10 protein-coding genes and 11 tRNA genes are annotated in these 13,323 nt (G+C 34.4%); 6 read left to right on the top strand and 15 right to left on the bottom strand.

The window, feature by feature from the left end; genetic code table 11:
* Nucleotides 1-63 precede the first annotated feature (63 nt).
* The 3 genes from DSY56_RS09615 to DSY56_RS12765 all read right to left on the bottom strand — a co-directional run bounded on the left by DSY56_RS09615 (nucleotide 64) and on the right by DSY56_RS12765 (nucleotide 5,304).
* On the bottom strand, nucleotides 64-1,341 hold the full coding sequence (locus DSY56_RS09615; RefSeq protein WP_112445338.1) for a gamma-glutamylcysteine synthetase: 1,278 nt from the start codon (nucleotides 1,339-1,341) through the stop codon (nucleotides 64-66).
* A gap of 429 nt (nucleotides 1,342-1,770) precedes the next feature.
* Entirely contained in the window at nucleotides 1,771-2,394 is a 624-nt protein-coding gene (locus DSY56_RS09610; protein WP_112445336.1) for a hypothetical protein, read from the bottom strand.
* Between the two features lie 105 nt (nucleotides 2,395-2,499).
* Entirely contained in the window at nucleotides 2,500-5,304 is a 2,805-nt protein-coding gene (locus tag DSY56_RS12765) for an SEC10/PgrA surface exclusion domain-containing protein (RefSeq protein WP_441348937.1), read from the bottom strand.
* Between the two features lie 171 nt (nucleotides 5,305-5,475).
* Between DSY56_RS12765 and DSY56_RS09600 the strand changes: the two genes are divergently transcribed.
* Complete coding sequence (locus tag DSY56_RS09600) at nucleotides 5,476-5,814, top strand: helix-turn-helix domain-containing protein (protein WP_112445332.1); 339 nt, start codon at nucleotides 5,476-5,478, stop codon at nucleotides 5,812-5,814.
* A gap of 21 nt (nucleotides 5,815-5,835) precedes the next feature.
* Here the strand turns inward: DSY56_RS09600 and DSY56_RS09595 are convergent, their stop codons facing one another.
* Nucleotides 5,836-6,912: a hypothetical protein gene (locus DSY56_RS09595; protein WP_112445330.1), complete on the bottom strand. Its 1,077-nt coding sequence runs from the start codon at nucleotides 6,910-6,912 to the stop codon at nucleotides 5,836-5,838.
* 426 nt (nucleotides 6,913-7,338) lie between these two features.
* Here DSY56_RS09595 and DSY56_RS09590 point away from each other — a divergent pair, with 426 nt between their 5' ends.
* The 5 genes from DSY56_RS09590 (at nucleotide 7,339) to DSY56_RS09565 (ending at nucleotide 12,177) form a co-directional block, all read left to right on the top strand.
* Entirely contained in the window at nucleotides 7,339-7,755 is a 417-nt protein-coding gene (locus tag DSY56_RS09590) for a hypothetical protein (protein WP_112445328.1), read from the top strand.
* Nucleotides 7,756-8,004: 249 nt separating this feature from the next.
* Nucleotides 8,005-9,414, top strand: a complete 1,410-nt coding sequence (locus DSY56_RS09580) for an FtsK/SpoIIIE domain-containing protein (protein ID WP_112445324.1) — start codon at nucleotides 8,005-8,007, stop codon at nucleotides 9,412-9,414.
* 78 nt (nucleotides 9,415-9,492) lie between these two features.
* Nucleotides 9,493-10,623 carry a replication initiation factor domain-containing protein gene (locus tag DSY56_RS09575; protein ID WP_112445322.1) on the top strand — a complete coding sequence of 377 codons (1,131 nt, stop codon included), beginning with the start codon at nucleotides 9,493-9,495 and terminating at the stop codon, nucleotides 10,621-10,623.
* A gap of 21 nt (nucleotides 10,624-10,644) precedes the next feature.
* Complete coding sequence (locus DSY56_RS09570; RefSeq protein WP_112445320.1) at nucleotides 10,645-10,983, top strand: DUF771 domain-containing protein; 339 nt, start codon at nucleotides 10,645-10,647, stop codon at nucleotides 10,981-10,983.
* Nucleotides 10,984-11,034: 51 nt separating this feature from the next.
* Nucleotides 11,035-12,177, top strand: a complete 1,143-nt coding sequence (locus tag DSY56_RS09565; RefSeq protein ID WP_112445319.1) for a tyrosine-type recombinase/integrase — start codon at nucleotides 11,035-11,037, stop codon at nucleotides 12,175-12,177.
* Between the two features lie 70 nt (nucleotides 12,178-12,247).
* Here DSY56_RS09565 and DSY56_RS09560 read toward each other — a convergent pair.
* The 11 genes from DSY56_RS09560 to DSY56_RS09510 form a co-directional block, all read right to left on the bottom strand.
* A tRNA-Leu gene (locus DSY56_RS09560) sits at nucleotides 12,248-12,331 on the bottom strand.
* Nucleotides 12,332-12,340: 9 nt separating this feature from the next.
* Nucleotides 12,341-12,412 (bottom strand) — tRNA-Gln (locus tag DSY56_RS09555).
* 13 nt (nucleotides 12,413-12,425) lie between these two features.
* Nucleotides 12,426-12,498: transfer RNA gene (locus tag DSY56_RS09550), tRNA-His, on the bottom strand.
* A 14-nt stretch (nucleotides 12,499-12,512) separates the two neighbouring features.
* Nucleotides 12,513-12,583, bottom strand: a tRNA-Trp gene (locus tag DSY56_RS09545).
* A 4-nt stretch (nucleotides 12,584-12,587) separates the two neighbouring features.
* Nucleotides 12,588-12,668: transfer RNA gene (locus DSY56_RS09540), tRNA-Tyr, on the bottom strand.
* 12 nt (nucleotides 12,669-12,680) lie between these two features.
* A tRNA-Phe gene (locus DSY56_RS09535) sits at nucleotides 12,681-12,753 on the bottom strand.
* A 3-nt stretch (nucleotides 12,754-12,756) separates the two neighbouring features.
* Nucleotides 12,757-12,830 (bottom strand) — tRNA-Met (locus tag DSY56_RS09530).
* Between the two features lie 10 nt (nucleotides 12,831-12,840).
* Nucleotides 12,841-12,930, bottom strand: a tRNA-Ser gene (locus DSY56_RS09525).
* 82 nt (nucleotides 12,931-13,012) lie between these two features.
* Nucleotides 13,013-13,086 (bottom strand) — tRNA-Ile (locus DSY56_RS09520).
* A gap of 34 nt (nucleotides 13,087-13,120) precedes the next feature.
* Nucleotides 13,121-13,191: transfer RNA gene (locus DSY56_RS09515), tRNA-Gly, on the bottom strand.
* A 5-nt stretch (nucleotides 13,192-13,196) separates the two neighbouring features.
* Nucleotides 13,197-13,269: transfer RNA gene (locus DSY56_RS09510), tRNA-Val, on the bottom strand.
* Nucleotides 13,270-13,323: the final 54 nt, after the last annotated feature.

Below are 13,323 nucleotides of genomic sequence, written 5' to 3'. Positions count from 1 at the left end.
TTTATCTATAGTCTCTTCCATTATATCATGATTTTTCAGAAAATTCTCCCTTTATAAAAGAAATTATAGTCCCAATTCTTTCTTCAAAGGCTCTAAATAGATCATTTCTTGCTTATTTCTCATCACTAGCCCTTCTTCAGCTAGCAGGAGTAAGTCTTTGGAAAATTCAATAATCGCAGTTTCTTCCTGATCTGTAAGCTTTTTCTTAGAAAATTGTCGTCTTAAAAATTTGTAATTTCTCCCAAATTCTTTAAAGAAAGGTGCTGTTTCTAAGTAAGCTACTAACTTATCTAAATTAACCAACAATCCCAAGTGAAAGGCAGCAGAAGCGAAAGTTCTATCAAGTGGCTGTGTACACACACTACGAAACTCAACTGTTCCTCGAGTCGTTAAGTCTTGGTACTGGTAACTACGATGAGTTTCAAAATCCTTCTCTTGAGGGTAAATAAGAATCTCATCCCCATTCAGAGCAAAAGCTTGGATTTCAGATGTAGCCAAATAGTCCCTTGCCTGAATCGGATAAAAATAATAGGTTTGTCCATCACGTTCCGCAGTAAAAATCGCAGAATGATCTAGATAGTCAAAAAAATCATCCTCACCGTTAAAGAGTCTAGCATTAACCCCAACATTTTCTGGATAGAGACCATGCATGGATTCTTCCCAGAAAATATCCCTTGAAATTTTCGTATCCCAATCTGCACCTGAAAACTCAGAATTGGCAAATAAATATGCCTTAACTGCTTCAATTTGAGTAAAAGCATTCATCACACGTAAGTAATTGGATTTTGAAACATCCAGCTGAACCTGACTCCCACAGATAAAAGCACCATATTCAGGGAAATGATGTAAATCTGATTTAGTCACATTGCTACTCAAATTCAAATAGTCCATCAACATCTGATAGCGTGGATAAGCCACTGGACAATTCTCATTTTTATCCCAGTTGGGATGAATACCGCAACCAACGATAGCATGATTGGATTCGCCTAATTGTCTCTGAATTACATTCATATAATTATTGAAACGATTTTCGACCTCTTGAATCGTTTCAGCCTTACCAAATGCAAACTCAATCGTTGTATAGGAAACTTCAAATAAAATAGCATCCTGACTTATCGGATCTACTAACTGGATAGGATTGCCAAAATCATCTACCTTTGCTACAGTGAAATCAAAATAAGAAACTAAATATCGGAATAAGTGCTTGATAACTTCAACATCTGTAGCATCCCCTTCCAAGTTTACAACAGGATATTCCAGCTCAACTCCAATAAACAATTCAGGATTTTCTTTAATATTTTTCAAATACCGATGTTTTAATAAATCGATAGAACGAGACATACTATCCTACTCTTTCTTAATCTAAATAAAATTTGAATAACTATTATTATACCAAAAATAACATAAAAAAGGAACGAAGACTTACAACGTTCCTTATCGCTATACTATACCGGCGGCCAACAAACTAGCGTTAAAATAAGTTAAAATAAATAAGTAAAAAGCGTTCAAATCAAGATATTATCACACGCTAGTTAGTATTGAAATTAAGGAAATTGACCAGCGGTTGACCAAATAAATTTTTAGTTTTTACTGTAATTTCAAAGTTAAAAAATTTAATAATTACAATTTTTGATACATAGTTCGATACCGTGTTCGGCGCAATTGGTATAGTCCAGTATTCATTCTCAAAACTAGTTTAAATAGCGTAGTCTTTTAAACTAGTTTTGTGAATCCAAAAAATCTTCCTACATATGTAAGAAGATTTTTTAATTATTCTACAATTGTATAATCGCCACTATCTAACAAATCTATTACTTTTTGGACAAACTGAGTTGAAAGTAAATCTACTATATCAGCTCCATGAGTTTGAAAATTCTCATCTATTTCTTTGACTTCTAATTGAGTATTTTTTTCTGCCCTTTCTTCTGTAATTGGGGTATGAAAACTATATTCACCAATTTCATAATAAAAGAAATAAAAATATTCTTTCTCACCCAAGCTATAATCAAAAAACTCAACTTCCCTATTTCTATCGTAGTCATAATAACTATTTTCCCAAGTTATTTCATTTCTTTTTTCATCATATAGTTTTGCATAATTTTTTTGATAACTATAGACACGTTGTGTTTTCTCCCCTACATACTGTTTATGAATTAATTTTGGGCTGAAGTTTAATAATAAATCTTCTTTCATGCTAGAATATTTTTGTTTCTGTTCTTTTGCATTTTCAATATTATTTTCTTTGTATTTGTAGAACCCAGCTTGCTTATAATCTTCTATTTTATCTCGATAGTTTTTTGCTCTTTTATTAACAGAATATATACATTCTGCAATAATTTGATTTGTTATTTCTTTATTCTTAATTAAATCAGTATATTTCTTAGGAGTTCTCATTTTTTTACCCTCACATTATTTCTTTCTTCTAATATATTTTAACAAAAAATCTTCCTACTTGTAGTAAGAAGATTTTTTATTTCTTAGCCTATTCAGTAAATTGGTCTATCCTACCCACTCACCGTTAGCATTGACTGTATAGCCATCTGGTGTAGTGGTGTTTACTGCTAGAGCTCCTGAACTGTAGGCATAGTACCATTTACCAGAAACTGTAAACCAGCCTGTTTTCATAGCACCTGACTGGTCAAGATAATACCATGAGCCATTTTCTTTAACCCAGCCTGTAGCCAGTGAACCTGAGTTGTTCAAATAGTACCATGTACCGTTGTCTTTTACCCAGCCTCTAGCCATTGAGCCTGAGTTGTTCAAGTAATACCATGTGCCACCAGTCTTGACCCATCCAGTTTGCATCCAACCTGCGTGGTCAAAGTAATACCAAGTACCCTTGATTTGTTCCCAGCCGTTGGTTGTATATGAACCGTCAGCATGTTTGTACCACCAGCGACCAGCTGACTCAATCCAGTTACCAGCTTGTGAAGCTTTTGAGTCTTCTACTTTCTTGATTTCTGTATCTGTTTTCTTATCCGCTTGTTTCCCTGCAAGATACTCCAGATACCAACCTGATAAATTGTAGTAGTCTTTTCTTTCAGCCTTGACTAACTTATCAAACTCTTCTTGGATTTCAGCTAATTTAGCTTGTTCAGCTTGCAATTTAGCTGTAACGGCATCAAATTTTTCTTGTGCCAATTTTGCAGAAGATTTTGCTTGAGTCAATTTTGTTTCTAAATCAGCTACTTTTGCTTGCGCATCTGCAAGATTCTTATCTGCGTTTAGATAAGCACTCAATTCTGTTGCAATTGCTTTCGCATCTGACACCAATTGGTCTTTTTCTGCATGTAGTTTTGCTTGTTCGTCTTGAAGAGCTTTTAACTTGTTTTCTTCTGCTTGCAATTTTGCTTGCGCATTTGTAAGAGCAGTTTCAGCATCTTTTTGGGCAGTTTTAGCTGTAGCTAGTTCATCTTTAGCTGTTTCAAGAGCAGTTTGTTTTTCTGCTTGGCTTCTTGAGAAGTTTTCAACAGCTGTTTCAGCAGTTGCTTTACGTTCTTGTGCATTTTTCAAAGCAAGGTTTGCTAATTGCAAGTTCTTTTCAGCAACTTCTGTTTGAAGTGGACTAGCTGATTTGTTTGCCAATTCTTTTTCAGCATCTGTTTTCGCGTCAAGTGCAGAAGCATATTTGCGTGAAGCTTCTGCCAATTCTGCTTTAGCATTTGTAAGAGCAGTTTGAGCTTGGCTGTTTTGTTTTTGTGCTTCAGCTAGTTTTGCTTCAAGTTGGGCAAGGTCTTGGTTGAGGTTGATTTTATGTTTACCATCGCTACCAAATGAGTTGACAAACCAACGTTTACCATTGATATTAGCGACAGTCATTGCAACACCACCACCGTTTAGGTTGTTATTCAAATGTCCCCAATTAGCATGTTTATCAAGGAATGAATAATTTTTGAAAGCACGTAATGCAGAATTTTTCAAATCTTGCATTGTTGAAATATCATCACTAGCATAAATTGAAGCTAAGTTTTCTACACCATTGTTTTCGCGAATATGACCAGCCATAGCAGGGTCAGTTCCACGAGCTTCATAGGCTTTTGCCATTTTCTTGCTATGTTCAAGTGTATCTTGAGCAGCATAAGCTCTATATGTTGTAGGATATCCCATATTTTCTTGCAAGACATTTACTAATTTAGCATAGAAATCACTAACTTCAGCAATTTCAGCATCTGTTAAATTATCAATATCCACTTTACGGTTGGCATCGTTTTTGTTGAAATCAACTGTAAGAGCTTTATACATTTTAGCAGCTGTAAGCATCATTAAACGATTAGCTTTACCATCTTCTTTCCAACTGTTATTTGCATAATAGCTAAGTGCATCTTTAAATGTGATATAGTTCTTATCAAGACCATAGTAAGCTTTTTCTTCATCTGTCAAATGGTGAACTGGATTTCCCATATGAATAACAGCTTCACCAGAGCGAGCTTTTTCTGCATCCAAGGAAGTTTGAGCTTCTTTTTCTTTAGACGCTGTAGCATCTGCTTTTTTTTGGATAGAATCCACTTTATTTTGGTCGGCGTCCATCATTTCTTTAGCTAATTTCAAGGCGTCATTTTTGACATTCACATTGTTCTCAGCTTGTTTGATGGCATCTGCGCGGTCACTATCTGCTTTCTTAGCAGTTTCGACAGCTGTTGTTGCGCTTGAGATATTGGCATTGGCTTGTTCAATATCTTTTTCAGCTTGGGTAAGTGAGGCTTTTGCTTCGCCAAGTCCTGAACCATTTAGCGCGTCTTCAGCTGATTTTACATTCGCTTCTTTAGCGGTTACTGTTTTATCCGCTTCAGCTTTCTTACTTGTTGCGCTTGCAACGTTAGCTGTTTCACTTGCTACAGTTTCAGTTTGTGCTTTAATCGCTTCAGTAGATGCTTCAGTTGCTTTTTGATTGGCTTCTTGAGCTTTTACATTAGCGTCTTGTTTAGTTTTTGTAGCAGTGATATTTTCTTCTGTAGCATTTGCTTTAACAGCTTCCGCTGACTTCAAGTTCTCTTTAGCGCTTGTCAAAGCAGTTTCGGTAGTTGTAACAGCTTGGTTAGCAGAAGTAGCTTCAGCTTTTGCTGTTTCACTTTCAGCTTCAACTTGCTTAACAGTAGACGCTTGAGCATCAAGAGAAGGCTTGACATCAGAAGATTTCTTCACTTCTGGTTTTGCGTCAGCTACAGGTTTAGAAACAAGAGCTGGTTCATTGACAGCAGTTGCATCAACTGCTGTTGTAGTAGTTGCTTCTTGAGCAAATGCAGTTCCACCAACAGACGCAAGCGCAATAGCTGTTGAGGTTGTGAGGGTTTTCAGTTTCTTCATCATTTTCTCCTTTGATGGCTGATAAAATGAGCTAATTTTTATAGTTTTACTACACTATTTTATCATTATATGGTGTAATGTTCAACACTTATATAGTATACAAGTGTAATTTGTACTACTTATTATTTATAATGTTTATCTTTAAAATAATATTAGGTAAAGGTAAAAACTATGAATCAAAACAACTTACAAACATTTATTGCAAAAAGAATTAGATATTTGCGACTAACCAAAGGACTTAGCCAAGAAAAACTTTCTGAACTGGCTGGTTTGGGTTCTAAACATATACATAATATTGAAAATGAAAAATATAATTTTCAAATACAAACGTTAAACAAAATCATAACGGCTCTTGAGGTAGATGAAAAAACATTTTTTAATTTCGATTTTCCAGAAAAGAGTAAAGAAATTGAAAAGATTATTAATCAACTTGAACAAATACCAGAACCACAAAAAACAGATATAATTGATGCAATAGCAACCTTATTGAATAACATAAACAACCGCTAAAAATTCTAGCGGTTGTTTTTTTTACATATCTAATTTTTTCAAATCTGCGCTCATTTGTTCAGTAGATATCATAGTTTCTTCTACTTTCTCTTCTGATTCTCTAAAATATTCTTCATCAAATTTTACAAAATCAAATCCATATTTGAATAAATTTTTGTTGTTCTTTCGATATCCTAAGCGTTCATCTTGTCTTCTCTGAATCTTATCTAAACCACTGACAAATTTTGAAACTTGTTCAAGTATCATTCTTTGTTCTTCATCCAAATAATGTTCTAATACTTGCCCCTTTTCTAGTACTACTTCATTCAAGGATTTCTTTTGTATAATACTTGTTCTATATTCTCTATAATCAGCATTCAAAAATAAATTTGAATGCTGATAAACCTGAATTCCTAAAGAATCTTCTGTTTTCTTGTTATCAAAAATAACTTCTTTATACACTCGCTCCGCAAAATCAATTATTCTATTATCTAATTTTTTCAAATAATATTTTTTTTCAATAAAGAATTCTTTAAATACTCTATAAAATTTTTCTTCTACTTCTTTTTGATAAAGTCTTGAAATAACTTTAAATAAATTCTTATCAAAAATATCAAATGCAACAATACCATCAGATAAGTCTGCTTCGATTTCTTTTTTAGCTAATTCACTTGAAAACAAGACAGACTCTTTCAAAACTTCGAGCATATTTGATTTCAATTGTTGCTCTCTAATTGTTTTAAAATCAGAAGCGTTAATAGATTCAAAAACAATTAAATAAAAGATTGAAGGGAGCAATTTCTTCCAGTCTTCTTCATTACCCCACAGCAATTCAGAAATACTTAAATTCATATTCTTAGAAAGCAACTCTAAAACATTTTCAGAGAGATGACTTCGACCATCTTTCATTAATCGACTCATTTTTTGCTTAGCTGTCTCTTTGTTTCCTCCATAGTATGCAAACATATCAGATACTTTTCCAATTCTTTCATCATGTAGAAACATATACCAATAATATTTTTTTCCTTGCTGTAACTGTTCAGCTTTAAAATTTTTGATTTTTTCAGGTACTGCATCAATCGTTGAACGATTTATAAACTCTACTGTGTTTTTAAACATTTAATGTCCTACTTTCTATAAGTTTATATTTAGAGTATAACACAATAGATTGTACGTTGCAACCGATTTTATAATTTATTTTCAAAACTTTATTGTACAACTATTTCTTCCTTTATATATACTAGTTTTATATTACATAATTATTTTAGTTGTATCATAGTTCTTTGAATATCCTTTTGTTTTATTTCAATTCAATACAATTAGATTTTTGATATACTTATCTTGTGAATGATGAATCACTTAATTTCATTTCATGTCACATGATTAAAATAGTTGTATGAGAATGTTTTTAAATGTCTGTTTTTTCTCTCAATCGACAGTCAATCTTAATCATGATACACTTAAAATGTAAATAAAGAAGGTTCAAATATTTACAAGAAAGCTTTAAAAGAAAGAACTAGCTTCAAGCTAGTAAAGGTAAAACTAATGGAAAAATTATTGCAAACAGGCTTATTTGGAAGCAATTCAAAACAATCAGGCGATTCAATTGTAAACGACCGTCGTACTGCCCCAGCTCTTACTAATATCTCAACTTGCGTAGCTGTTAGCGTTACTGAGCCACAGCCATTCTTCCCAATTATCGGTTTTGAGAAAAATAGTAATGGTAAAAACGCCCCAGTCTTTTCAGACAAATCAATCGGCTACGAAGTGTTTCTTTCGATGCCTCGCGATGACGGTTCGGTTAAATTGATTAGTCTTGTTGTTCCAAGTTTGGAGATTGCGAACAAGATTCAGTTTAGACATTTATATCAGTTAGTCAATCCCAGAGGAAAAAACAAGTATAAAAGTTATGATGTTATAGAAGTTTGGGCTGAAGATGTCAACGAAGTTAGTTTAAAGTAAAGAGGAAATAGATATGAAAGACATTTTTAAAGAATTAGATGATTTAACAGCTTTAGACTTGCCCATTGAACTACGAAAGATTTTATCAGCATACATTAATTCTGAAGTTGAAGGACGAGTTTCATCTTTCGTGAATTTGAGTCTAGTTTACTCAGATGGACGTTACACTGATTTTATTCGCTCGTATATGTATTTGGAATTCAAGCGCCGCAACATGTTAAATGAAATGAAAGAGATATGTAGGTATTTATGATTAGGTACAGGTTAAATGAAAATACAGGTCATTTAATGCCGAATTTCCCAAGTTTTGTAACTCTACTCCAAATTTTTGGAGTTGGGTTACTATCGGTTGGGATTGTTGTTAGATGGTTAGTATTTAAAGGAATAAGTATTGGTATTTTAAAATTTGGATTCATTTTTGAAGTAATGGGAATAGCTGTCTTGCTTTGGGTTAATCTTGTTTTACTGGTTCGATTTGTTTTGAGACTATCAAAAATTGGCTCAATATCTTTATACTATCAATTAAGATTGATAGAACGACAGACACACAAAGCATTGTTAGATTCAGTAACTGCGAATCGCAAAGTTGGTAGCAAATTCATAGATGTTAGTAAAGCGCATGCGAGCTTCGAGAAGCTAAGCAGGCGCATCACGGTTAAAATCAAAAAATTAGCTGACCAGACTAATGAAGATTTAGAAAAGTTTGCGGAAATGTTATCAGCTTGTTTAGTGGGTAAAAATCGTTCTTTGATTGTTTTAGATTATTGGTTAAGTGAAGATAATACAGAGTTTATTTACTTATTAGATGATATTGTGGAAGCAAAAGCAAGACAGCTACGACCTAAAAGTATAACAGAATTAAGACCGTCAAATGATTTTGAAATAACAGTTGAAGAAGGCTTAACATTTTCACTTCTAAAAAATATTCACGCTCTCATAGTTGGAAACACATCCAGTTCTAAGACAACATTTTTGAAATCGTTACTCTCTCAAGTTTTTATGTTTGATTCAGAGGTTGATTTAACAATCTTAGATGTAAAATCGGAGTTTAGTTCATGGGAGTTTCTTCAAAAAGGTGTGATTCTTTCTGATAGTGAAGAGATTTTAGCATATTTTGAAGAATTGTTGGAATTAGTTATGAAACGTGAAAAAGAAATTGCAAAATTATCAGCACGTGATGACATTACTGGCGCAATTTTTGTGAATTTCGGTAAAGAGATGAAAATGAAGTTGTGTGTTATCGAAGAGTATTCAGCTATGCTTTCGAGCATTACAGATAATAAGATGAGAAAAAGGGTTCAAGATTTGGTTTTGTCCATTGTGTCTCGCTCTCGCTCTAGTGGTGTCTATATCTGTATCTGTATGCAACAACCGCGTTCTGAGTTGCTTTCAACAGCTATTAGAGATAACTTAGGTGTTCGTATCTGTTTGTCAAATGGCGCTATAACGGACGAATTGGCTCGCATGGTATTTGGAGAAACAGATAATATTGATAATCATGCGCCCAGATTTGCTGGCTATATCATGACTAGTGATGGACAGTTCAGCAAACCACGGAAATTTTGGAACATTAATCTACACGAACACGGTTTGGAAAAGATTAGTACATTTAAAAGAGCATTCTTATACGGTCAACGATTAAGAAAAAAGCGTGAATAATGGGTTACTAGCATTCATGGGGGTCTAGTAATGACCCCCTTCCCACCCCAGAGCAATTAGAAGAAGGAGTTATGTTATATGATTCAATGTGATGTTGATGAAATTTCATTTGTATTTTTGCCTGATTTCAATGAAATGATGTCTAATTATGAAGCATTTGCTTCTAATATCTGTTTAAAAATTGATGAATTATTGGAATTAGAAAAGTACACGGTTAACTATAAGTTAAATGAAAAAGGATTTGCAGGCTACAATTATATTGTCAATTTTGATGAATTTGAAATTCTGTTATGTTTTAACACGGATAGCCCAAGGATGGGAATTTTTCTCAAATTCTCGGGTCAAGGTTTAAAACATTACATGAAACGAAGGGACGAAGATAATCAAAAAATTTCGTATCGTCAATTAGTTCAAAAAATTTTTGAATTAGAAAATTATTTTAGCGGTAGTTGTAGAGTTTCAAAAATTGATTTTGCGATTGATTTTATAGATGAAGGTTTGAAAGTGAATCAGATTCATCAGGAGTTAAATAAGTCAACAATAAAATCAAAATATGTTGACAGTTTTACAAATACAATCAAATTGAGAAAGAATCAGTCAAATATCAGCACTATCAATACTAACAACAGGGTAGAAACAATTTATGTTGGTAGCAAAGCAAACAAGGGAAATTCTCTACTTCTGCGCATCTATGATAAAAAACTGGAACAGGAGAAAAAGAAAGGTATCTATTATGACGAAGCCCTAAAATGTCAAGATTGGGTGCGATTTGAAATGTCAATTAGGCAGGGTTACGCTAATCAAACTGGTCTAGATATTTTAAAATGTAGAAACGATAAAGAACTATCGAGCCTGATTTTTCAACGATTTACGGACAAATATTTATTTTTCAAAAATGATGAATTATGGGATATTTCAAAAGTTATGTTGGAATATGTTTCAACCGATTTTGATTTATTGAGGTCAAAACCAAGGCGAAAAAATGACTTATTAGCTACCTATATTTACTTATTGAAAAACAGTGGTTTAGAATCGTTTTTATACAAGATTCAAAAAATCTATGGTGAGGAAGCAATTTCTGAATTTTTCAAGAATGTTTTGATTCATTTCAAAACAAAGTATAAACCCTCTCCTGATACGATTATATTTTTAAATAATCGAAAAGATGAACTAAAGAAAGAAAAGAAGCCGTGGGATGTATTCAAGTAAAACGATGAAAGGAAAACTTATATGACGGATAAAATCTCAATTAAAATAGAAAATTTGGAAGTGAATCTTCCTAAAACACACATTATAGTAGAGAAAGATGAATATCTTGACTTAAAGAAGCAAGCCTCAAAAGGGAAATATATTAGCTTAGATGATGTCTTAAACATGTTATCAGTATCTCGCCCTTGGTTATTAAAACATGTTCTTTATCAGCCTGATATTCGCTCAAAAATCGATATTGATAAAAACAAGGATGGTTTTGTGAAATATCCAGATAATCAAGGCGGACGGTACTACTTCTTAGCCAGCAAAACAAAACAATTTTTTGAAGAAAACTTTGCAGAAATCTTTAGTTTATGATACGATAATCAAGATAATATCTTGGTTATCGTCTTTAGAGAAGAGGTAATCATGTCAGTTTCATTCAGAAAACGAGGAAAGAAGAATTTATGGGATTATAGAATTTTTGATAAAAATAAAAAGGTAGTTGCTTCAAATTCAGGCTTTAAAACAAAAAGAGAAGCAGAAATTGAAGCGTTAGCTCTTGAGTTAAAATTGCTCAATGGTGCAATAATTGATAAAAATATTACATTCTATGCTCTATGGGAAAAGTGGTTAGAATTAACAGTTAAACCACTCGGAAAAGCAGAGTCTACATTTAATAAACATTTATTGCGTGGTAAGTTTATCAAAGAATATTTCAAAGACAAACCAGCTTTAAAAATTAAAGCAAGCGAATACCAAGGTTTTATAAACAAGTACGCTGAAACAAATTGTCGTGACAATGTTAGTAGAATGAATGCGGAAATTAGAAATGTGATTGTATTTGCGAAACGAGATAAGCTTAATATAGAAGATTTTACTGAAGGTGTCATTATTTCAGGTCGTCCCCCTAAAAAAAGAAGAGATGAAAAATATATTCATAGCTTTGATGACTATCAAAAACTAGTAACATATTTAGAAAACAATCTTGATTTAACTACTTCTATAGTTCCATATTTACTATTAATTCAACTAAAAACAGGAATGCGTGCAGGAGAGGTTGCAGGTCTCACATGGGATTGTGTGTTGTGGGAAAATTCAGAAATCAAAACTTATAGACGATATGATACAGCTAGAAAACGATGGGCAAACCCAAAAACAGAAGAATCAATCCGTACAATTCCTGTTGATAATGATACTTTAACTATTCTAAAAAAATTAAAACAAGAACAAACTGTATTCATTGAAAACGGTACAATTACAAATAACGAAAATATGATTTTAGTAGATTTGAATTATAAGATTGTAACAAATGCAGGAATAAATAAGCATCTAAAACAAATTTTAAAAGATTTGAAAATTTATCCTCAAACTATGACAAGCACAGGTCTGAGACACACGTATTGTTCAACAATGTTAGCAATGGGTGTTGATATTTGGGCAGTCTCAAAATTAATGGGGCATCGAGATATTAAGCAAATAACTGAAACTTACGGCCATCTGATAAAGGAAAAAGCAGATATTGAAAATAACAAAGTTCGTGCTGTTTTGACGAGTTTAGTTAAGAAATAGAATTATTGACCAAAAGTTGACCAAATCAAAAAGGAACGCCGATTTATCAACGTTCCTTAACTCTATACTATACCGGCGGCCGGGGTCGAACCGGCACGTCCTTGCGGACACTGGATTTTGAGTCCAGCGCGTCTGCCAATTCCGCCACGCCGGCAAATAGTAACTGGGGTAGCTGGATTCGAACCAACGCATGAGGGAGTCAAAGTCCCTTGCCTTACCGCTTGGCTATACCCCAATAATATAAAATAGGCGAGTGATGGGGATCGAACCCACGCATGCCAGAGCCACAATCTGGTGTGTTAACCACTTCACCACACCCGCCATAATTCTATTAACACGGGCAGTAGGAATTGAACCCACACTGAAGGTTTTGGAGACCTTAGTTCTACCTTTAAACTATGCCCGTAAAATGGAAGGGGAGGGATTCGAACCCCCGAACCCGAAGGAGCGGATTTACAGTCCGCCGCGTTTAGCCTCTTCGCTACCCTTCCAAAATATATAAATGGCGCGAGACGGAATCGAACCGCCGACACATGGAGCTTCAATCCATTGCTCTACCAACTGAGCTACCGAGCCTTATTGCGGGAGCAGGATTTGAACCTACGACCTTCGGGTTATGAGCCCGACGAGCTACCGAGCTGCTCCATCCCGCGTTAATATAAAAGGAGGATGTGGGATTCGAACCCACGCACGCTTTTACACGCCTGACGGTTTTCAAGACCGTTCCCTTCAGCCGGACTTGGGTAATCCTCCAAAATAGTTTATACGGGAACAAGCCCGTGTCCTATTAGTGAACAGATAATATTCCAATCCCCTACTAATGGACTAAACACTATGGGCACGAGTGGACTCGAACCACCGACCTCACGCTTATCAGGCGTGCGCTCTAACCACCTGAGCTACGCGCCCAAGTTAAAAACTTGGTACAAAGAACAAAGTTCAAAGCGGGTGACGAGAATCGAACTCGCGACAACAGCTTGGAAGGCTGTAGTTTTACCACTAAACTACACCCGCTAAAATGGGAGTTAACGGGATCGAACCGCTGACCCTCTGCTTGTAAGGCAGATGCTCTCCCAGCTGAGCTAAACTCCCTAGAGCTAAGCGACTTCCATATCTCACAGGGGGCAACCCCCAACTACTTCCGGC

The organism is Streptococcus sp. 596553, from assembly GCF_900411395.1.
In the GTDB taxonomy this organism is placed as follows: Bacteria; Bacillota; Bacilli; order Lactobacillales; family Streptococcaceae; genus Streptococcus; species Streptococcus mitis_BA.
This window is presented reverse-complemented; position numbering and strand designations above follow the sequence as displayed.

What these genes read in the sequence shown, in the direction of transcription:
- DSY56_RS09615 (WP_112445338.1), bottom strand. Translation starts at nt 1,341, where the DNA reads ATGTCTCGTTCTATCGATTTATTAAAACATCGGTATTTGAAAAATATT.
- DSY56_RS09610 (WP_112445336.1), bottom strand. Translation starts at nt 2,394, where the DNA reads ATGAGAACTCCTAAGAAATATACTGATTTAATTAAGAATAAAGAAATA.
- DSY56_RS12765 (WP_441348937.1), bottom strand. Translation starts at nt 5,304, where the DNA reads ATGAAGAAACTGAAAACCCTCACAACCTCAACAGCTATTGCGCTTGCG.
- DSY56_RS09600 (WP_112445332.1), top strand. Translation starts at nt 5,476, where the DNA reads ATGAATCAAAACAACTTACAAACATTTATTGCAAAAAGAATTAGATAT.
- DSY56_RS09595 (WP_112445330.1), bottom strand. Translation starts at nt 6,912, where the DNA reads ATGTTTAAAAACACAGTAGAGTTTATAAATCGTTCAACGATTGATGCA.
- DSY56_RS09590 (WP_112445328.1), top strand. Translation starts at nt 7,339, where the DNA reads ATGGAAAAATTATTGCAAACAGGCTTATTTGGAAGCAATTCAAAACAA.
- DSY56_RS09580 (WP_112445324.1), top strand. Translation starts at nt 8,005, where the DNA reads ATGATTAGGTACAGGTTAAATGAAAATACAGGTCATTTAATGCCGAAT.
- DSY56_RS09575 (WP_112445322.1), top strand. Translation starts at nt 9,493, where the DNA reads ATGATTCAATGTGATGTTGATGAAATTTCATTTGTATTTTTGCCTGAT.
- DSY56_RS09570 (WP_112445320.1), top strand. Translation starts at nt 10,645, where the DNA reads ATGACGGATAAAATCTCAATTAAAATAGAAAATTTGGAAGTGAATCTT.
- DSY56_RS09565 (WP_112445319.1), top strand. Translation starts at nt 11,035, where the DNA reads ATGTCAGTTTCATTCAGAAAACGAGGAAAGAAGAATTTATGGGATTAT.